The following is an 18,046-nucleotide window of genomic DNA, read 5'->3' as shown; positions in this document are numbered from 1 at the left end:
TGCGGCTTGGCCATGTCGATGAGGGAGATACCCAACACCCACAGTGGATAAATCCCATGGTCAGCATCACCTCGGTATCGATCAACCAGACCCTCACCACTTCCACCAGCAAAACCGCGATCAGCGATCCCGCCGCCGACACCTCCGTCACCGCCACCACCGCTACGCCTTCCGACGACACTAAAGTGGCCGCCGGTGGCGCTCCCGCGTCGAGCGACAGCAGTTCCAGCAGCAGTGAAGAATCCGATGCAGTGAAAACCTTGCGCAAGCAAATCGCCGAGCTGCAAAAGCAGATGCAGGAACAACAGCAACAGCTGCAAGCGGCCCAGGCGAAACAGGAAGATGCGGACGCCAAAGCGGCTGATGTCGCGGCGGCTCAATCGCAGGTGGCGACCACGGCGGGTTCGTTGCAGACGGCGACGGCGGCGTTGTTGCAGGCGTTGCAGGATTCCGATTCGAGCACGTCGGGTTCGCTGGTCAGTACCAGCGCCTAAGCCTGCACCGGCAGGCTGAAGGTAAACGTCGTGCCCTGTTGCGCAGTCGAGACCACGTCCAGTTTTCCACCGTGGGACTGCGCAATCTGACTGGCAATGTACAAGCCCAACCCGAGGCCGGTCTGCGGCGTATCGCTGGCCGGTCGCGAGTAGGGGCGGAACAGATACGCCAATGCGTCCTCGGCAATCAGCCCCTGATTTTTTACGCTCAGGATGAAATGCCCTTCGTTGATCTGCGCATCGACCTCGACCGGACCTTGGGGATCGCCGTGGGCTACCGCGTTTGCCACCAGATTGGACAGCAACTGGGCGACCCGCTCGCGATCACACGCGACGTTGTGCAAATCGCCGATGGACGAGGTTATGACCCGGTCCGGGTGAACACTCTGAACCTCGGAAATCACATGCCCTAGTACCGCATCCAGATCCGCGCACGGTTCGATGTTCACCGGAATGCCGCTGCCAAAGGAGCCACGGGCGAAATCCAGCACGTCATCGACCAGGCGTGTGGCGCGTTGGGCGCTGGTAAGGATGTGCCGGGCCCGTTGCTGATTGGCCGGCTCAGGGAGTTTGCGCAGGAGCATTTCGGCGCCGGCGCTGATGGCAAACAACGGGTTGCGCAAGTCATGGCCGAGCACAGCGATGAACTGTTCGCGCAGTTGCGAGGTTTCACGTTCCTGCTTGAGCGCCGCTTCGGTGTGCTGCTGGTTTTCTTCAGCTTCGATTTGCAGCGCGAGCATCCGGGCGAAGGATTCCATGGTGCTCTGGATCGTGCTGGATTTGAGCGGCGCCGGGTTGGGATCAAGCGCGCAGATGGTGCCGAAAAAACGCCCGTCGGTGCGGAAGATCGGCACCGAGATGTAGCTTTCGAACTGGTAAATACGCGGTGTGTGGTGATTGTGGTAGAGCGGGTCTTCACTGGCCTTGTCGATCACCACCGACTGGTGGGCCTGACGAATTTCGTGGCACAGGGTCGTGACCAGGTCCAGCTCACCGCCGACCTGCAGGCCGAAATTCAGTTGGTCGAGTACGGCACAAGCGGTCCAGGAGCTTTCTGTCACACGCGCCACCGCGCAGAAGCGCAGGCCCGTCAGCTCGCGGATGACCTGGAGGATCGCCGGCACCGCGCTGATCCGACCGATCGTGGCGATGTCTGCTGCCGCTGTTTGCCCCATCTCGATCAATCCCTGCGTGAACACCGTGGACCGATTCTAGCGGGCTGGCGGCGTGTTGGCGCGCTCTGAATTCGGGATGCAAAAAAAGCCGCACGATTTGGAGATCGTGCGGCTTTATCAGTTCAGATTACTTGTCTTGTTTGTTGCTCAGGACTTTGCCGGTGGCGGCATCGAAATCGACGTCCCATTCCGTGCCGTCAGCCAGACGCAGTTCAACTTCGTATTCGTAGCCGTTGAAGTGGTTGTCCAGGTCCGTGTCGGTGATGGTCGCGCCCGGGTGCAGTTTCAGTGCTGCCTGGTTCATTTCTTCCAGCGGCTTGATCTTGCCGCTCTTGACCAGCTCAGGGATCTGATCGACGCGAACGTCAGCCTGGGCCAGGCCAGCAGTGAGGGTCAGGGCAGCGGCGGTGAACAGGGCAGTCAATGTTTTCATGAGGTTCTTTCCTTGGGTTGTTCCGTTTAAGTGACGCCAGATTAGCTATGGCAACTTAATTCATCCTTAATTCCAGAAAGCCATCGCTCACAGGTTCTGCACAAATCCTGTGGGAGCGTGGCTTGCCCGCGATAGCCGCACCGCGGTCCCGAATCAATACCCGTTGTTCTGCAGCAACTGCGCAACAGTCCCCGCCGCCGGCCGCTTGTAAAACTTCAACAACTCACTCGCCCGGTTAGTAAAGATCCCATCCACCCCGGCATCCGTCACTTTCTGGTAATCCACCGCGTCATCAATGGTGTACACGTGCACCAACAAACCCTGATCGTGGGTGAACTGGTTCATCCACGGTTTCATCAGGTCCGAATAGCTCTGGTCGCCACCTTGGGTCAGCGCGGCGGAGGGGCCGGTGCCGATGGCGCCCTGAGCCTTGGCGTACTCGACCCATTGCTGGAATTCGGCTTTGTCTTTCGGTTCCTGCTTGGCGTAGTACGTGGCTTTGTCCTTGTCGCCGGACTCGGCGAACGTCACCTTGGATTTCGGCTCGATGCTGCCTTCGCCGACCCACAGCAGCAGGATCTTCGGCACCTTCGGCATTTCTTTTTCCAGCAGTTCAAGGCTGCTCTTCTCGAAGGTTTGCAGCACCACCTTGCCTTTGCCCTGACCGACCGCCAGATCACTTTTCGCCAGTTTCGAACCGGCCGGGCTCAGCCAGCCACGGTCCTGCAACTTGTCCTTGAGGTCGCGCTCGATGCCGGGGAATTGCTTCGGCTCCTTGGTCTCGATGTACAGGCCAGGCTTGTGCAGCGGGTTGCCTTGGGCGATGTCGATGATCTCGTCCAGGGTCAGGATTTTCAGCCCGGCGTAGGACGGACGCGCGCGATCCGGGTAAGCCGTGTTGAACCAACTGCCGGCGTCGAGGGTTTTCAACTCGGCCATGGTGAACGCGTTGGCCGGGCTGTCCTTGCGATCAGGGAATCGGGTGGCGACGTCAGTGGTGCGTTGCAGGTTGTTGTCGTGCAGGGCAAACAGCACGCCGTCCTTGCTGCGTTGCAGGTCCATCTCCAGGTAATCGGCGCCCAGGTCGCGGGCCAGTTTGTAGGCGGCCGCGGTGGACTCGGGAGCATCGAACGACGCGCCGCGGTGGGCGATCACCGCCGGGTGCGGAATGCCCAAACGGCTGGCCAGAGCGGTCGGGCCGGGCTCGCTGGCGGCCTGTGCCGGGCCGAGGCCGAGCATCAGGCTCAGCAGCAAGGCGCTTTTGGTGAAGGTAACCGGCATGTCGAGATCCTTTCGCAGAGAGATTTTCAAAGACGTCTCTTTTAACAACTGAGCGCCGCTCGCGCTATCGCCAGACCGACATAAACGTGTTTAAAGGCCATTTTTTCAGCGCCGGTGTGCGCTGGTTTGCAGTACTCTTGGCCACGGCAGTTTCCCCGGCAGAGGGAAACCCGCGTCATTTTCCTTGCGTGTAAACCATCGATCACCGGTCGTTAACGACCTTATTGTGAGGTTTATATGCGCATCACTTCCGAACTCATCTGCCAGGCCGCCGACCAACTCAACGGCTTCGTCGGCCTCAATCGCAAGACGGGTCATTACATCGTTCGATTCAGCGAAGACTCGTTCGGCATGGACGTGGCCGATGACGGCATCATTGCGGTGAGCGAGTTCGTCTGGGCGCCGGGGGCGGGGCAGGTCATGACGCTCAAGCGTGAGCTGATTCAGTTGTTGCTGGATCAGAATATTGATGACCGGATCAATGTTACCGAGCCGTTGCGGGTGTATATGCAGCGGCGGGACGTGCCGGAAATAGTGGCGGTCAGGAGTCTTGTGCGGGGTTGAAGGTTTGCGGTGCCTTGGCTGGCCTCTTCGCGAGCAGGCTCGCTCCCACAGTTGAAATGCGTTCCCCTGTGGGAGCGAGCCTGCTCGCGAAGGCGGCCTAATGGACAGCGCAATTTTCAGAGCTGAAACCGGTAATCCCGTTCAACCCTGCACACCCGCGTCTGACACTCCGCATACCAGGTCGACCGCCCACGCTCACGAATCTCACTGTGCTCGGGGTGATGTTTCCACGCCAGAATCGCCGCTTCACTGGCCCAATACGAAACCGTAATCCCGAGCCCATCCTCACCCCGAGCCGACTCCACGCCGAGAAACCCCGGCTCCCACAGTTGAAATGCGTTCCCCTGTGGGAGCGAGCCTGCTCGCGAAGGCGGCCTAATGGACAGCGCAATTTTCAGAGCTGAAACCGGTAATCCCGTTCAACCCTGCACACCCGCGTCTGACACTCCGCATACCAGGTCGACCGCCCACGCTCACGAATCTCACTGTGCTCGGGGTGATGTTTCCACGCCAGAATCGCCGCTTCACTGGCCCAATACGAAACCGTAATCCCGAGCCCATCCTCACCCCGAGCCGACTCCACACCGAGAAACCCCGGCTGCTCACGGGCCAGTGCCACCATGCGTTCAGCAGCCTCGGCGTATCCCTGATCACCTTCAGTGCGCCGGGAGGTGAAAATTACCGCGTAGTAAGGCGTCGTCATGGTTTCTACCTCACACAAGCCTTGATGAAAGCGCGCACCAGCGTCGGTAGAACACCCTTCAGCGCGGCACGTTCCGGCTGGAACAGCGTGGCAACAAAGAACGGATGCGCCCTGAGCTCAACGGCCCGCAAATCCCCCTGCGAATCATGGCCAACGGCGTGAAGTTGCTGGATCAATAGTTCACGTTCGAACTCAGGATTCACACCGAAGCGGCAGTGATATCCCTCGCGTATTTCAGTCGTTTCGTACGCGTTGGCGATCAACGAACCTTCAACCAGATGAATGCTGTCCACCGCTTCCACAAGCGAGCAGGTCAGTGGCGTCAGAAGTGCCCGCGCGGCATCAGGGTGCGTCTCGCCGTGTTCGGCATCTTCCCAACCCAACACATGGCGGGCGTACTCCAACACCGCATGTTGAAACCCGCCACAGGTGCCGAGGAACGGTCGCTGCTGCTCCCGGGCAAACCGGATCGCCCGTAACGCCCCGTCCATGTCGCGATAAGGACTACCGGGCACGCACCAGAAACCGTCGAAATCTTGCAGCGGTGTGTTGGCGCTGATCTGGTCGGTGGCCAACCACCGGAATTGCACGTCCAGCTGCAACGCTTCGGCGGCCATGCCAAGGGCAATGGGAATGGCTTGGTGGGCGGTGACTTGAAGGTCGTAGTCCCCGATCAGGGCGATGCGGGTTAAGGTGGTTTCCATGAGTGCTCTCTCGGCTTGTTGATTCCTGGTACCCACTATAGATTGGCGTTCACGCACTCAATATTGGCGTTATCCCAAGTGATCAATGCATCGACGCACTATCGACTGGACTATCCCGACCTGGCACTGATCCTTGCCCTGGTGCGCGGCGGCTCTCTGGCGCGGGCCTCGAGCTTGTTGAAGGTCGACGTTTCAACGGTGTTTCGCGCCGTCCGCCGACTGGAAGCGGCATTGGGGCAACAACTGTTCGAAAAGAGCCGCGCCGGGTATTTGCCAACCACACTCGCGCAAACGCTGGCCGAGCAGGCTGAGCGAGCGGAACAAGCGTTGGACGCGGCGCGAATTGGTGTGGAGCAGGGCGGGGAAGTCATCAGCGGCACCGTGCGCCTGACCTGTACGGATTCGGTTCTGCAAGGTTTGCTGCTGCCGGCGCTGGCGCAGTTCATGCCGTCCTACCCGGCGTTGACCATTGAGTTGAGCACCTCCAACGACTTCGCCAACCTCAGCCGTCGAGATGCTGACATCGCTTTGCGCCTGACGCGTACACCGCCCGAGCATTTGGTCGGTCGACGTCTGGCGGATATTTCCTACCGGGTGTGTGCCAGTCAGCGGTACCTGAAGTCTGTCGACCCTGAAGACCTGGCTTCGCTGACCTGGATCGCGCCTGATGATTTCCTGCCTGACCACCCCACCGTTGCCTGGCGACGTCAGCACTTGCCGGGCGTCACGCCGGCCTATCGCTGCAGCAGCATGTTGTCGGTGACCGAACTGGTACGGGCCGGCTTAGGTGTCGCGGCATTACCGGACTTTTTGATCGGCGACACGTTGCAGCCGCTGACCGGTCCTTTGCACGGTTACGACACCGCGCTCTGGCTGCTGACCCGCCCGGACTGCCGCGCATTGCGCTCGGTGGTGACGCTGTTTGATGAGTTGGGGCGGGCGCTGCGATTGCCTTGAGTGAGGGTTAAACCTTGGGCGGCTCTTTGCGCACGAAGTGCTGATGCATCTCCGAGGTCAGGTTTTCGATGCGTTCGGTCAGAGTCTTGGTCATCTCCGTGAGCCGGGTGTTTTGCTCAAGCAATGCCAAGAGTTGAGCAGTGTTATGCGCGGCCTGGGCCTGACGTTCGCTGTTGGCCACAGCCAAGGCTTCGCGGTGTTGCGCATCGGCGTCGGACTGCGCCTTGTCGCGCGCTGCCTGACGGGTCTGGGCCAGCAGAATCAGCGGCGCGGCGTAAGCCGATTGCAGGCTGAACGCCAGGTTGAGCAGGATGAACGGATACAGGTCGAAGTGGGCCACGCCGAACAGGTTGAGGCACACCCACAGCACCACAATCAGCGTCTGTGCCCCGAGAAAAGTCGGCGTGCCAAAGAACCGCGCAAAGGCTTCCGCACGCAGGGCAAATTTGTCGTTGCCGAAGGTTGGCGCGAGGTGCGCGTGAGGGCGGTGGAAGCGCAAATGATCGACGACGGGTTTTGTATCAGTGGTTGGGGTGGTCATGATGCTCTCTGCATGGCGCTGGGACTGACGCTCACTATAGCCCCCGCGCCAGTTTCATTCTGAAACACATAGCGCAGATTTATTTAGCACCGAGCCCTGCAGGGGAAGGGTGGAACCGTGTCATTTTTCGCAGACCTGATAACAGGCCAGGAACATGTCCAGCGCCGACTCCACCACGGTGGTCTGCATCTCCGGTGACAGCCCCGGCAACCCCATGGAAATCTGCGGCCAGAACGCAAATGACTTGAGCATTCCCTGAATCTGTTGGGCGGCAAACGCGGGGTCGACCGGTTTCAATCGACCATTGGCCTGCGCTGTGCGAATCCACACGGTCAGGTCTTCTTCACGCTCGCCCATTCTGGCGACCATGTTCTGCGCGCGTTCCGGCGAATGGATCGTGGCGGCGATGGCCACCCGTGCCAGGTCGAGAAAATTCTCATCGCCGAGCATGTGCATTTTCGCCTGCAACATCACGCGCATCTGGTCGCGCAAGGGCTGGTCAGGGCGGTAGGCCGTTTCCTGTTCGGACAGCACCCGCGTCCACAATTGATTGAGGATTTCGGCAAACAACTCTTCTTTGCTCGGGAAGTGGTTGTACACCGTGCGCTTCGACACGCCGGCAGTGGCGGCAATCTTGTCCATGCTGGTGATGTCGAAACCGTTGGCACGGAATTCGACAATCGCCGCCTGGATAATGGCTGCGCGTTTTCGGTCGGTGAGGCGCTGTGGAGCTGTCATAAGTACGCTTCGGCAGGAGGCAAAGGAAAGTTACACTCGGTAGTTTACTTGTCATCAGCTTTGATGCAACCTAGAAACTACACTGTGCAGTGTAACGTTTCGTTAATCCTGCCCAGCGAAAAATAGATCGTCCGGCTGATGCGTGCGTGCTTTGGCCATTTATCGTCCCACCGTGAAGAACTGCAATCTTGCGGTTTTTCTGGAGTCACTCAGTCATGGCCACTTCTACTTCCCCTGCGGATAACGCCCCTACGCCTGAAGCTTCCCGTCAGGCAGAAGGACTCTTTCGAAACCATGCACCCGTGCAACGCGAAGGCGTTCGCAAAATGCTGCGCATCATGTGGAATATGATCTTCCACAAACCGCGCAACACCCGCCCGGCGGCCCCGGTGCCGGTGCAAACCCTGACCCAGGCGGCGTTGATCGCAGCACCCAACCACAGCGTCTACCGCCTCGGCCACTCCACCGTACTGCTGAAACTGCGGGACAAATTCTGGATCACCGACCCGGTCTTCGCCGAGCGCGCTTCACCCGTGCAATGGGCTGGCCCCAAGCGTTTCCACCAGCCACCGATCAGCCTGGAAGAATTGCCACCGATTGAAGCGGTGATCCTGTCCCACGACCACTACGACCACCTCGACTATCACGCGGTGCTCAAACTGGCGGACAAGGCCAACTACTTCCTCACCCCGCTAGGCGTCGGCGACACGCTGATCAAGTGGGGCGTGGACGCCAGCAAAGTGCGCCAACTCGATTGGTGGCAGGGCACCGAAGTGGACGGCATCCAGTTCATCGCCACCCCGTCGCAACACTTTTCCGGCCGTGGTTTGTTTGATGGCAACAGCACGCTCTGGGCTTCGTGGGTGATGATCGACGGCGACACGCGGATCTTCTTCAGCGGCGACAGCGGCTACTTCGAAGGCTTCAAACGCATCGGCGAACAGCACGGCCCGTTCGACCTGACACTGATGGAAACCGGCGCCTACAACGTCGAGTGGCCGCACGTGCACATGCAGCCAGAGCAAACCCTGCAAGCGCACATCGACCTCAAAGGACGCTGGTTACTGCCGATCCACAACGGCACTTTCGATCTGTCGATGCACGCCTGGTTCGAGCCCTTTGACCGGATTTTGGCACTGGCCTGGGAGCGCAATGTGTCCATCACCACGCCGCAAATGGGCGAGGCGTTTAACGTGAAGTATCCGCAGCGGGGGAGTGCGTGGTGGTTCGGGACGGAAAGTGAACGCGATCAGGTCACAGCGCAGAACGCATAACAACGGGCTTACACCACTCAGGCGAAAATCACTTCAATCCGGCCCTCTTTTCTCGAACGGGGGGCCGATTTAATAACGATTTGCACATCACGTCCTAGCAGGGAAAGACATTCCATCATCTTGGCCTCACTGATACCGCGAAACTTACCGCGCAACATCTCAGAAAGCTTGGGTTGCGATAGGCCCAAAATTTGTGAAGCCTGAACTTGAGTTAAATGACGAGCCTTGATGATCTCGCCGATTTTTGCAGCTAGCTGAGATTTGACTCGCATTTCATTGGCATTGGGCGTCCCTAGGTCTTCATAGACGTTCCCACTGCTTTCTTCGATTTCAATCATGTTTTAGATCCTTTTGCAATGTTCCTGTGCTGCTTGGAGTCGGATTCTGATCAACTCGATATCGCGCTGTGCGGTTTTGACGCCTGAAGTCGATTTTTTCTGAAAGCAGTGCAAAACATAAACTGCGTTATCAAAGCGAACGGTATAAACGGCACGGTAAGTGTTCGTATCGAAGTCCTCGACCACCTCAAGTACACCAGCACCTCCAAAGCCCTTCAGAGGCTTTACTTCGGGATGCTTTAAGCCGCGTTCCGCCAAATCTAGAGCGTGACCAAAAACGTCTTGTACATCTGCGGGCATTTGCTTGAGATCTTTTGTACTGCTGCAAACCCACAGGAGTGACTTCCTTGTACTCATGCAAAAATATGCCTATATGGGGATAATCGTCAATCGATGATTCTCTTACTCAACCATCGCATAATCCGCCCGCCCGACCGGGTTCGGCGTAGACCCTTTCACATTCATCCCTCGACCCGGCGCAAACCCTGGGAAAAACACCAACCCCTGCGCCTCAAAGCAATACGCCAACGCCAGCCGGGTAACGTCCAGCACATCGCGTCTGGCCTCAAACCGCTCGATGGCCTCTACCGAAACTGAGGATTCCCGAGCCAGCTCATTAACACTCCAACCCAGCATCGCTCGGGCCTGGGCGCAGTGGGCCGGGGTGAATTGGAAGAGGGCGATACGTTCCAGGGTGATTTTCATCGCATGAGAGGCCATGGTGTTCTCCGGGCTCGAGAGTGCTGATTTAAAATGTACTGTGTTTTTGTACAGTTGTTTTGCGCCCGGATCAAACTCATTTTTTGATTTGTGCTATTTCGAGGGTTCCATCCAGACGGACGGTGGCTGCCCCAGTACGCGACGAAACATGGTCGAGAACGCGGCCGGGCTGTCATAACCGAAATCCAGCGCGATGCGCGTGACCGCCGTCCCCGAGGCCAACCGCGCCAGGGCCAATACCACGCAGGCTCGCTGCCGCCATTGGCTGAAACTCAGGTCGGTCTGTTGTCGAAACAATCGATTAAACGTCCGCAGGCTGATGTGCAATTGATCGGCCCATTGCTGCGGCGACTGGTGAACATTCGGCTGCCGCAGAAACGCCTGACACAACCCCAGCAATCGCTCATCGACGGGCAGGGGAATGTGCAACGGCAGGTGAGCGCTGCGCGCCAGTTCGTGGAGCAGCAAGCCGATCAGTGCTCCGTCACGCCCGGCCTCGTCATACGTCAGCGGGATCTCCACCGCCTCCATCAATAAATGCCGCATCAACGGCGACACACTGATCACCTGGCAGCGATTTCCCAGATCAACCGCCGCCGGTTCGATATACACACTGCGTGTACTCACCCCGAGCATCAGCACCTCATGCGCCACGCCCGGCGGAATCCATACCGCCCGCTGTGGCGGCACGACCCAATTGCCGTCATGGGTGCTGACCTGCATCACCCCGGTGGCGCCATACAACAACTGCCCCCGCCGGTGTGTATGACGAGGCAACACATGGCCGTGGGAATAATCCGTGCCGATCGCCACCACCGAGCGAGGCGTGTCATCCAGCAGATCAATCGAAACATTGCGCATCGAGCGGCTTCCGGCAGTTGGCGTAAACGCGAATATTATTGGCTGACTTGCTGAAGCAGGCCAAGACGCATCGCACTATCGTCGACGCCTCTCAACCAACGGACCACGCGCAATGTTCTATCTCTTGCTGGCACTCTTCGGCTGCATGACCGGCATCACGGCAGTGCTGTTCGGCTTCGGCGGCGGCTTCGTCGTCGTGCCATTGCTCTACCGCCTGCTCACCGCCAGCCATGGCGCCGACGACCCCGTAGGGCAAGCGGCGATGCACATTGCCGTGGCGACTTCGACTAGCGTGATGATCGTCAACGCACTGGTCGCCACTGGCAAACATAAACGCGCCGGCAATCTCATTTGCCATTATCTGTGGCCATTAGGCGGGTTTATTGGTTTGGGCGCGGTGATTGGCGCGGTCGCCGCGATGTGGGTCAGTGGCGAGGTGATTCGTTATGCGTTCATCGCGTACCTGGGCGTGACTATTGTGGATTGCCTGGTTAGACGCGGATTTCTTACACGCACCGACAACGCAATCCCACGGCGATTGGGGAGGGCGGAAGTGTCCGGCGGTGGTGTAGGAATTGGCGCCATCGCGACGTTTCTCGGCGTGGGCGGCAGTGTCATGACCGTGCCGTTGTTGCGGCGTTGCGGGTTGAGCATGAGTCAGGCGACGTCGATGGCCAATCCGTTGAGTTTGCCTGTTGCGGTGGCTGGGACGGTGACTTACATGGCGATGGCGGAGTTCAGCGAATTTGACTTGGGATCGTGGTTTATCGGCTATGTGGATCTGCTGGCGTTTGCGGTTTTGACGATGGGATCGTTGCTGGGAATTCGATTGGCCACACCCTGGATCGGACGGATTCCGGATCGGGTGCATGCGTGGGTCTATGTGGGGTTGCTGGTTATGGTGATGCTGAGTATGTGTGCCTACTAGGGTTGGATTCAGCAGCGTTATTCGCAAAAATATGCTTTCTTTCTGTCCAGGATTTCTACGCGGGAGCTTGCCATGTCGATCCTCGAAAGCGATTGGAAGAAGTTCAAGGAACTGCGCAAAATTGCGCTCGATCGATTTTGCCAAGGTGTTCTTGCCGATGCCAAGGCAATAACCCTACATGGAGCGCTATCAGCCCATGCTCGATATGGAATGCTCTATGGATTGATCCAAGGTCGAGATAAGGACATGGCCCGAGCCTTTGACCATCACAGCCAATCCCGCTCCAGTGCTCTCACCGCTTTAAGACTGTTTGTCATGCATGACTTGCTGACCACCGCAGAGCTATCAATTCTCAGCGAGGATGCGCTCGAATACATCTCGGATGTCGTTCGCCAGCCCTATGAGCTTGAGTGGGTTGAAGAGATCGTGCGGCATGACTGAGTGTTCTTCAACACGCTTAACCAAGGACCTAGGATGCTGATTTTCAACTGCACCGAAGCGGCCAGCAAATTCTTCAGCCGCGTATACAAGGGCAAAACAATCACGCCGGTGGAGGCCCTGCCGCCGTCGCCCACTCCTGAAGAAGATGAATTGGGGGATGCGGCGGAACAGTGGCTGGTCCATGCGATCACCGTCCAGCGCAAACACGTTCTATTCGTCATTCACATAAAAACCCGCTACTGCATGATCTTCGCAGACGCGAAAAAAGCCGATGTTGAAGGATTTATTCAGCGGTTTACGGAGCGCTGGATCAACGGCCTGATTCATCACGCGGGGCAGCACGATACTCTTCAACGGGTCGATGATGAGCCAATGATGGTTCGATTCGAAGAGAACTGCCGGCAGTACGCGCTGTACAAACGCAGGCACCGTGGTGCGCAAAAACACATCGATGACATCGCCTGGATCTTTCAGGGCTTCGCCGCCGAGTGGGGCACTCTACCCCCGGATGAGTTCGCCGCTGGACGCTTCGATGCGCAGATGAACGACACCCTTCGAAACAGCAAGGGCCACAAAGATTATTACGCCCCTGACGAGGAGATGATGGCGCACTGGTTATGTCAATACTGTGGGCTTGATGAGCAAGGCATCCAGGCTGCACGTGATCGGCGAAAAGACGCGAGACGGGAGTTTCGTGAGCTGGAGAGGCAGCTTCAGCAGGACCTATAACTAGCTGTCCAACCCCGGCGCTTCCCGAATAATGAAGTGATCCAGGTTCTCGATATTCGCACTGAACACCCCGAACGTCTGCTCGGGGTTCTTCTTGCTCGGCACCTGCTTCAACTCCGGCGTCACGCCATAAAAGAAGCAATACAAATCCTTGCCGCTCTCGATGGCGTGCTTGATCTCTTCCAGAAACGCTTTGCGCTTGCGGTAGTTGTCGATCAGCTTCTTGCTCAAGTAAACATTGACCGAATAAGGCTTCTTCTTCGCCTCATCCGCCTGCTTGAACCAGACCTTCTGTTCGAAATCGATGCGAAAGCTCTGGGTGTAATCCTTGATCTCCTTGATCTTGCCCCAGTAAATCAGCCCCTTGTTGTCCGTCAGGTATTCGATCTTCTTGAAGAACGAGCCGTAAGGCGCCGTGTGCTCGCCAATCTTAAGCGGCATGCGCTTGAGCAGGTCCTTGTCCTCGAAGTTCGAGACAAAACACTCCACTGGGTGGGCGAAGACGCTGGTTTTGTCCGGCGCTGATTCGTGGCTCGGCTGCTCTGAGTGACTGTCCGCCGAAATGGCTTTCGGGGAATCACCGATCACATCTGCCGCGCCTGCCGGGTTCGACGGCTGACGCACATACTGACGCCGAGTCAGCAACAACTCCGACGGGAAATGCTCCTCGCGACTGTCATCCGTTTCCGCACCGTCCGCGTCCATACCGGACGCCGTCGCCTTCAGGCTGACATAAGGACAATCCGCCACATGCCGGGTGCTGGGGGTGTTTTTGAAGTGTGGGGTGCGGATGTAATTCACGTTTTTGGCGTTGAACGTTGTCAGCACGTTGGCCGCATCGAACGCCAAGCGGCAGGCGTCGTTGGGGCATTGGAAGTGTTCTTTGGCGGAGTCGAAGGCCATGGTTTCGTCGAAATTCAAATCTCGCACGTCATAGATCGACAGCTTGTCGTCGAGGCTTAGGCAGTAGGCGAGGTCGAATTTCATGGCAGGGCTCGGGTCCTTGAGTGGGGAAGGATATTAATAGCGGGAGCCGGGGCGGGTTGCACTGACTGTTTTCAACACAACGCGAAATCTGCGGCAACACACCATCCTCTGTAGAACTGAAGCTTGCTCCCGAAAAACCCAAGGGCGCCACGCATTATCGTTCATAACCTTCAACGGAAAGCAGGATCGCCACGGCTATCGAAATTCTCAGGCTTCAGCTAGCGTGGCTAAATCTATGGAGGTGCCATATGACTGATCGGCTACAAGTAAATATGCACGAAGCACAGTCCCAACTCTTTCAACTCGCTGAGCGTGCCTGGCGTGGCGATACGGTTGTTATCGTCAAGGACGGGAAACCTTATCTAAATCTGCTACCTCATGTCGAAATGTCTCAGGCGCGTAAACCTGGACGATTGAAGGGCAAAATTCGAATGTCTGCGGATTTTACAAAGACTCCCGAAGACATCATTGATGGGTTTGACGACAGTTGGTGACGGTCCGATGATCCAGCACCGGGAGCAGATCCTGCCGCAGATTTCCTTGTGGGCGAGATCACTCGCGATTCGTAACATCACCGCATTCTCTCGAAACGACCACTAGCTGTGCGAGGCCGCTTGCCCTTGTTGGTCTTCGTAGTAGTCCGGGATCCCGCAAACATGAGCTGACGAGTCGCGTGTCGCACTATGTGAAGAAACGAGTAAACAAAACCCGATCAGGAGGATAGTCGGTTTTTTTGTGTTGAATTTTTCAGTCCATCTATCACTTCGATTGCCACTTGTCTCGATAGACGAACGCAACTTGGTAGTCATAGGAGAGCAACTGAATGGTATGGTGGAAATGGGGCTGAAGAGTACTGACCCAGTCGGGAGATACGTTGAAACCGCCATTGTTCACGTTGTTTTCAATGGGTATGCCTAGTGCTTCGATAACAGAACCATCATCGCCAAAGTCTTTCGATAACTCCTCCCCTTCGCCCATCTCGGTCCGTTTGTCATACCATTCCAGCCTGATTTTCAGTCCCATAACGTCCTCATAGATATTTTTTGATGCTTCGATTTTTCTTCGGTGGGTCCAGCTGATCGCCAGTCTGATAGTCGAAAGAACCTAAGTGGCTGCCATCACTTGAACGATAGGCTTCGAGTTCACCATGTAAAAAATCCCACTCGTAAATTGTTCTACCCTTCGCATCAGTCCAGCGATCCCGAAGTCCTCCCGCGTATGGGGTTTTCTTCTTTGTTCTTCTCAATCCAGGAAATGCAGTAATGTCTGCGGTTTCGGGGGCTGGGTGATAGGTGTGGCCCGCTTCGGCTGTGCCTTTGCCCCTAGCACTCACCACAATATAAACCGGTCTTACTCCCGATCCCGCCGGGAACACCAGAATGAAATCCTTGTACTCAGGCGGATACATCGGATTCACAATGATGCTGGCCGCCGCCGGCGTCGGCGGATACACCCAAATATGCGGCGCCTGCGGTGCAGCCTCCAGCGCTGGAATGCCGAGGATGTCCGAACCATCCACTGCTGGCGTCCAGATCAGCTCAACACCCTCCCCGAGATCTGCCACCTGCTGGCTGCCGCGCAGTGTGAACTGCACGACATCGACCATTTCCCAATCGCGATTCTTGCCGGTATAGAACCCGTAGCCCTTGAGACTGCCATCAGCCTGTTGTTCGACCTGCAACCGAACGCGGGTTCTGGCCTGTTTCAGCGCACGCAGTTGGTCTTCGGTATAGAGCGCGCTATCACCGAGGCTCGGCGTCCAGAACAAGGCGACGACACCCGCCAGCACTGCGGCTCCCGCAGCACCAAGCGACAATGCTGGAGCAACGAGAGTCGGAACGCTAAGCGCAAGACGGCCAATGCCGAGCGAAACGGTACTGCCGCTGAAGGTTTCGAGATTCAGCAGCCCGGCATCGTCTGCATCACGAGCACCGAGCCAGGCAATTTCGCCGTAATTCTTGAGGCTGTCGGTCGGCACCACACCCGAAGGATTCGAGTAATCGATGATGGCGTCCGGCAGGTTGCAGGACTTGGCAAAGACACATCCGACTTGAGCCGGCCTTTGCTTTTCCGCTATGACCTGACGGCTGCGCTCGAAGGCGTCTTGCCTGCCCAGCATGGCCTCGTAGGCTTTTTGTCTGGCGTCTCGCTCGGCCAATTCGGTGGCGGTCATGAAGCGGTGAGTGACGTGATGCCCATCACCGGAGGGCGGATTCTTAATCCGCGGAATGTCCTTGTTGCCAGCCACTGATCATCCTTTCGTTCATCCATCGGCATCCCCGGAAAAGGGGCTGCGCGACGTTAACGAAGGTGGCTGATCGTGGCTGTAGGACGAGTCCTTGATGACCCTAAGCGTTTTCTCTTTTTATCGGGAGGGCAGCGCAATTCTTACGACTCGCCGTTTTCGTGCACATGTGCCGATGAAGTTTTACAGGCTCAATCACTCAAGCTTCAGCCGTTCCACCTTCTGAAACAGTGAGGCTGTGAACTCATCCCTGTCACTCGAATGGTGACAACGTCGATGACAGTTCGGGCACAGCGCTACAGCATTGCTCGGACGATCCGAACCTTCCTGCGCCAAATGCTTAACGTGATGAACCTCAAGAAACGGCTTGCCATCCTTTTCAAACGGAGCGGGCTCGCCGCAGCCTTCGCATCTACCGTTAGCTTGTTGGCGAACCCAAGCTCTCACCTCGGGATCGCGAACAAAAGATTTGCCGCTGGACTGAGTTTGCTCGGGGCGCTCAATCCCCGTTGGCACGCCTTTAATCGGCTGCTTCTCAAGTTTGGCAGCTCGTTTCTCCAGTGTTTCTTCATCCGCCGTCGGGGAAAAATCCTCAGGCGTCAAAGTACTTGGAGCGTTGAGTGCTTCTCGGATGCTTCGCGCCACATTCGCGCCGACATTCTTTGCGGGTTTGTATCCCGCAATGCGAGCTCGACCCAGCTCCACCAGCACGGTAGAGATGTTCTGCATTCGAAACTCAACCGACCCTTTGGTCCTACCGGCTAAGGCTCCCTCGCGCAGGATGCGATTCTCCTCAGTCTTAACGACTTTCTGACCACTCTGTTCGCGGGACAACATGCTGAGATAGGCGTCTACCGCAGCCTGAATCTCAATGTCAGTCCAATCGCTGTTGCTCTTTTCCGTGTCCATAAGATCGCCGAGGGCTGAAAACCCTCGGACGATACTGAGTGGCCATTACGGCTGTCTACGAAAATTCCTACAGAAAATAGCGACGGATCTCGCGTAATCCTACAAACACATCTCTAACCCATCGAGTGCTTCGAAGGCTGGAACACCTGCGCCACCTTCCTCCACCAAGGCTTCGCCACCGTAGCCCGCCGTTGGGTCTGATCGTTTAACAGGTAGGGCATATCCCGAAGCCGAATCCAACCTTCATCCTGCCAGTGCAGCAAGCTCAACGACATTTCCGGCCAATCCAACAAACTCAGCATCGGGCGATCTGAATGTCCCGAATGTTCTGCGTCGCGCAAGGCCGGCACCACCTGATGAGTCAACCACTCACGCAACAATCGATTCCCTGGGACGTAGTGATACACCAGTAGCGCGTACACGCCGGATTCGCTGAGCATCAGTTGTTTTTCGGGCTGCCGGAAATACTCAATCCACAAAACGCGACGCTGATCTTTGTCGAGTTTATTGACCATGCGCTCGCTCAGATGGATACCCATCAAGCGACCGATATCGCGAGCGCAAAATCAGGTCTGGTCTTCGAGTAGAAGGGCATGTAGAGCGAGGTTGTGACGAGAGAAGACTGTTACAGAAAAAGGATCGGACATATCCATGACCTCTACGTTTAGATTTTGGAGGGCCTGACCCCAGCGTAGAGTGGGCTTAAGAAATCCCAACGAACAAAGCCATCACATTCGAGCAACAAATCACCCAAAGGTGAATTGTGCGTCTGTGTGATTGGCGAAGCTTCTACGTTGGGCGTTTCTTAGGCACCTGCAATGGAGCTTAGAGGTGCTTTGAGCTGGCATCAATGCGGATACGGCTGTAAGTGCTGTAGGAGATTTTGCGTTGTCGCGTAGGGATGGAAAACGACTAACCATCGCCCATAAAAAAGGTTCTTCACGGAATCCCGGGAAACACAGAAACAAGAACGCCGATTTGATTGATGATGTTCGTGCGAGCAAACACATCTAACAAACCGGCG

At 57.0% G+C, this 18,046-nt stretch carries 24 protein-coding genes and 1 pseudogene; 8 read left to right on the top strand and 17 right to left on the bottom strand.

Features of this window, described 5'->3' with window-relative positions:
• The first annotated feature begins 56 nt into the window (after positions 1-56).
• A complete protein-coding gene (locus tag ACWKV5_RS14075) occupies positions 57-494 on the top strand; it encodes a hypothetical protein (protein ID WP_483841720.1) in 438 nt (145 codons plus the stop codon).
• On the opposite strand, the gene ACWKV5_RS14070 is transcribed toward ACWKV5_RS14075, so the two are convergent.
• The 3 genes from ACWKV5_RS14070 to ACWKV5_RS14060 all read right to left on the bottom strand — a co-directional run bounded on the left by ACWKV5_RS14070 (position 491) and on the right by ACWKV5_RS14060 (position 3,383).
• Complete coding sequence (locus ACWKV5_RS14070) at positions 491-1,669, bottom strand: GAF domain-containing sensor histidine kinase (RefSeq protein WP_483841719.1); 1,179 nt, start codon at positions 1,667-1,669, stop codon at positions 491-493. The two genes, ACWKV5_RS14075 and ACWKV5_RS14070, sit on opposite strands and share 4 nt — an antisense overlap.
• Before the next feature lie 127 nt (positions 1,670-1,796).
• Positions 1,797-2,102 (bottom strand): PepSY domain-containing protein, encoded by a 306-nt coding sequence (locus ACWKV5_RS14065; protein WP_483841718.1) that lies wholly within the window; start codon positions 2,100-2,102, stop codon positions 1,797-1,799.
• A gap of 153 nt (positions 2,103-2,255) precedes the next feature.
• Positions 2,256-3,383 carry a glycerophosphodiester phosphodiesterase gene (locus ACWKV5_RS14060; protein WP_483841717.1) on the bottom strand — a complete coding sequence of 376 codons (1,128 nt, stop codon included), beginning with the start codon at positions 3,381-3,383 and terminating at the stop codon, positions 2,256-2,258.
• A gap of 237 nt (positions 3,384-3,620) precedes the next feature.
• Here ACWKV5_RS14060 and ACWKV5_RS14055 point away from each other — a divergent pair, with 237 nt between their 5' ends.
• Positions 3,621-3,947: a DUF2025 family protein gene (locus ACWKV5_RS14055; RefSeq protein WP_483841716.1), complete on the top strand. Its 327-nt coding sequence runs from the start codon at positions 3,621-3,623 to the stop codon at positions 3,945-3,947.
• A 116-nt stretch (positions 3,948-4,063) separates the two neighbouring features.
• Here ACWKV5_RS14055 and ACWKV5_RS14050 read toward each other — a convergent pair whose 3' ends face one another.
• From ACWKV5_RS14050 to ACWKV5_RS14040, 3 genes are all read right to left on the bottom strand, one after another.
• Entirely contained in the window at positions 4,064-4,276 is a 213-nt protein-coding gene (locus ACWKV5_RS14050) for an antibiotic biosynthesis monooxygenase family protein (protein WP_483841928.1), read from the bottom strand.
• A 65-nt stretch (positions 4,277-4,341) separates the two neighbouring features.
• Positions 4,342-4,650: an antibiotic biosynthesis monooxygenase family protein gene (locus ACWKV5_RS14045; protein ID WP_483841715.1), complete on the bottom strand. Its 309-nt coding sequence runs from the start codon at positions 4,648-4,650 to the stop codon at positions 4,342-4,344.
• A gap of 5 nt (positions 4,651-4,655) precedes the next feature.
• The gene (locus tag ACWKV5_RS14040) at positions 4,656-5,354 is read right to left on the bottom strand and encodes a CTP synthase C-terminal region-related (seleno)protein (protein ID WP_483841714.1); all 699 of its coding nucleotides are present in this window, start codon (positions 5,352-5,354) and stop codon (positions 4,656-4,658) included.
• A gap of 15 nt (positions 5,355-5,369) precedes the next feature.
• Between ACWKV5_RS14040 and ACWKV5_RS14035 the strand changes: the two genes are divergently transcribed.
• A complete protein-coding gene (locus ACWKV5_RS14035; RefSeq protein ID WP_483841713.1) occupies positions 5,370-6,311 on the top strand; it encodes a LysR family transcriptional regulator in 942 nt (313 codons plus the stop codon).
• A 7-nt stretch (positions 6,312-6,318) separates the two neighbouring features.
• On the opposite strand, the gene ACWKV5_RS14030 is transcribed toward ACWKV5_RS14035, so the two are convergent.
• Positions 6,319-6,852 carry a DUF1003 domain-containing protein gene (locus tag ACWKV5_RS14030; protein ID WP_077431409.1) on the bottom strand — a complete coding sequence of 178 codons (534 nt, stop codon included), beginning with the start codon at positions 6,850-6,852 and terminating at the stop codon, positions 6,319-6,321.
• A 120-nt stretch (positions 6,853-6,972) separates the two neighbouring features.
• Positions 6,973-7,590: a TetR/AcrR family transcriptional regulator gene (locus ACWKV5_RS14025; RefSeq protein WP_483841712.1), complete on the bottom strand. Its 618-nt coding sequence runs from the start codon at positions 7,588-7,590 to the stop codon at positions 6,973-6,975.
• Between the two features lie 215 nt (positions 7,591-7,805).
• Here ACWKV5_RS14025 and ACWKV5_RS14020 point away from each other — a divergent pair, with 215 nt between their 5' ends.
• Positions 7,806-8,864, top strand: coding sequence for an MBL fold metallo-hydrolase (locus ACWKV5_RS14020; RefSeq protein ID WP_483841711.1), 1,059 nt, complete (start codon positions 7,806-7,808; stop codon positions 8,862-8,864).
• 17 nt (positions 8,865-8,881) lie between these two features.
• Here the strand turns inward: ACWKV5_RS14020 and ACWKV5_RS14015 are convergent, their stop codons facing one another.
• The 4 genes from ACWKV5_RS14015 to ACWKV5_RS14000 form a co-directional block, all read right to left on the bottom strand.
• Complete coding sequence (locus ACWKV5_RS14015) at positions 8,882-9,202, bottom strand: helix-turn-helix domain-containing protein (protein ID WP_077431412.1); 321 nt, start codon at positions 9,200-9,202, stop codon at positions 8,882-8,884.
• A gap of 3 nt (positions 9,203-9,205) precedes the next feature.
• Positions 9,206-9,559 carry a type II toxin-antitoxin system RelE/ParE family toxin gene (locus tag ACWKV5_RS14010; protein ID WP_483841710.1) on the bottom strand — a complete coding sequence of 118 codons (354 nt, stop codon included), beginning with the start codon at positions 9,557-9,559 and terminating at the stop codon, positions 9,206-9,208.
• A 45-nt stretch (positions 9,560-9,604) separates the two neighbouring features.
• Complete coding sequence (locus ACWKV5_RS14005; protein WP_483841709.1) at positions 9,605-9,922, bottom strand: helix-turn-helix domain-containing protein; 318 nt, start codon at positions 9,920-9,922, stop codon at positions 9,605-9,607.
• A gap of 93 nt (positions 9,923-10,015) precedes the next feature.
• Entirely contained in the window at positions 10,016-10,783 is a 768-nt protein-coding gene (locus ACWKV5_RS14000; protein WP_483841708.1) for an AraC family transcriptional regulator, read from the bottom strand.
• 112 nt (positions 10,784-10,895) lie between these two features.
• On the opposite strand from ACWKV5_RS14000, the gene ACWKV5_RS13995 reads away from it, so the two are divergent.
• The 3 genes from ACWKV5_RS13995 to ACWKV5_RS13985 all read left to right on the top strand — a co-directional run bounded on the left by ACWKV5_RS13995 (position 10,896) and on the right by ACWKV5_RS13985 (position 12,881).
• A complete protein-coding gene (locus ACWKV5_RS13995; protein ID WP_483841707.1) occupies positions 10,896-11,711 on the top strand; it encodes a sulfite exporter TauE/SafE family protein in 816 nt (271 codons plus the stop codon).
• A 72-nt stretch (positions 11,712-11,783) separates the two neighbouring features.
• Positions 11,784-12,152 carry a hypothetical protein gene (locus tag ACWKV5_RS13990; RefSeq protein ID WP_483841706.1) on the top strand — a complete coding sequence of 123 codons (369 nt, stop codon included), beginning with the start codon at positions 11,784-11,786 and terminating at the stop codon, positions 12,150-12,152.
• 33 nt (positions 12,153-12,185) lie between these two features.
• Positions 12,186-12,881 carry a DUF6933 domain-containing protein gene (locus ACWKV5_RS13985; RefSeq protein WP_483841705.1) on the top strand — a complete coding sequence of 232 codons (696 nt, stop codon included), beginning with the start codon at positions 12,186-12,188 and terminating at the stop codon, positions 12,879-12,881.
• On the opposite strand, the gene ACWKV5_RS13980 is transcribed toward ACWKV5_RS13985, so the two are convergent.
• Complete coding sequence (locus ACWKV5_RS13980; RefSeq protein ID WP_483841704.1) at positions 12,882-13,868, bottom strand: hypothetical protein; 987 nt, start codon at positions 13,866-13,868, stop codon at positions 12,882-12,884.
• A gap of 248 nt (positions 13,869-14,116) precedes the next feature.
• Here ACWKV5_RS13980 and ACWKV5_RS13975 point away from each other — a divergent pair, with 248 nt between their 5' ends.
• Positions 14,117-14,362, top strand: coding sequence for a type II toxin-antitoxin system Phd/YefM family antitoxin (locus tag ACWKV5_RS13975; RefSeq protein WP_483841703.1), 246 nt, complete (start codon positions 14,117-14,119; stop codon positions 14,360-14,362).
• A gap of 265 nt (positions 14,363-14,627) precedes the next feature.
• On the opposite strand, the gene ACWKV5_RS13970 is transcribed toward ACWKV5_RS13975, so the two are convergent.
• From ACWKV5_RS13970 to ACWKV5_RS13955, 4 genes and pseudogenes are all read right to left on the bottom strand, one after another.
• Entirely contained in the window at positions 14,628-14,891 is a 264-nt protein-coding gene (locus ACWKV5_RS13970; RefSeq protein ID WP_483841702.1) for a colicin E3-like toxin immunity protein, read from the bottom strand.
• A 7-nt stretch (positions 14,892-14,898) separates the two neighbouring features.
• A complete protein-coding gene (locus ACWKV5_RS13965; RefSeq protein WP_483841701.1) occupies positions 14,899-16,116 on the bottom strand; it encodes an S-type pyocin domain-containing protein in 1,218 nt (405 codons plus the stop codon).
• 192 nt (positions 16,117-16,308) lie between these two features.
• Positions 16,309-17,022 (bottom strand): HNH endonuclease, encoded by a 714-nt coding sequence (locus ACWKV5_RS13960; protein WP_483841700.1) that lies wholly within the window; start codon positions 17,020-17,022, stop codon positions 16,309-16,311.
• Between the two features lie 113 nt (positions 17,023-17,135).
• Positions 17,136-17,669: pseudogene (locus tag ACWKV5_RS13955) on the bottom strand (BRO-N domain-containing protein).
• Between the last annotated feature and the right edge of the window lie 377 nt (positions 17,670-18,046).

The organism is Pseudomonas oplopanacis (genome assembly GCF_057128725.1).
The sequence above is the reverse complement of the archived record's forward strand: the minus strand, read 5'-3'. Positions and strand labels throughout refer to the sequence as shown.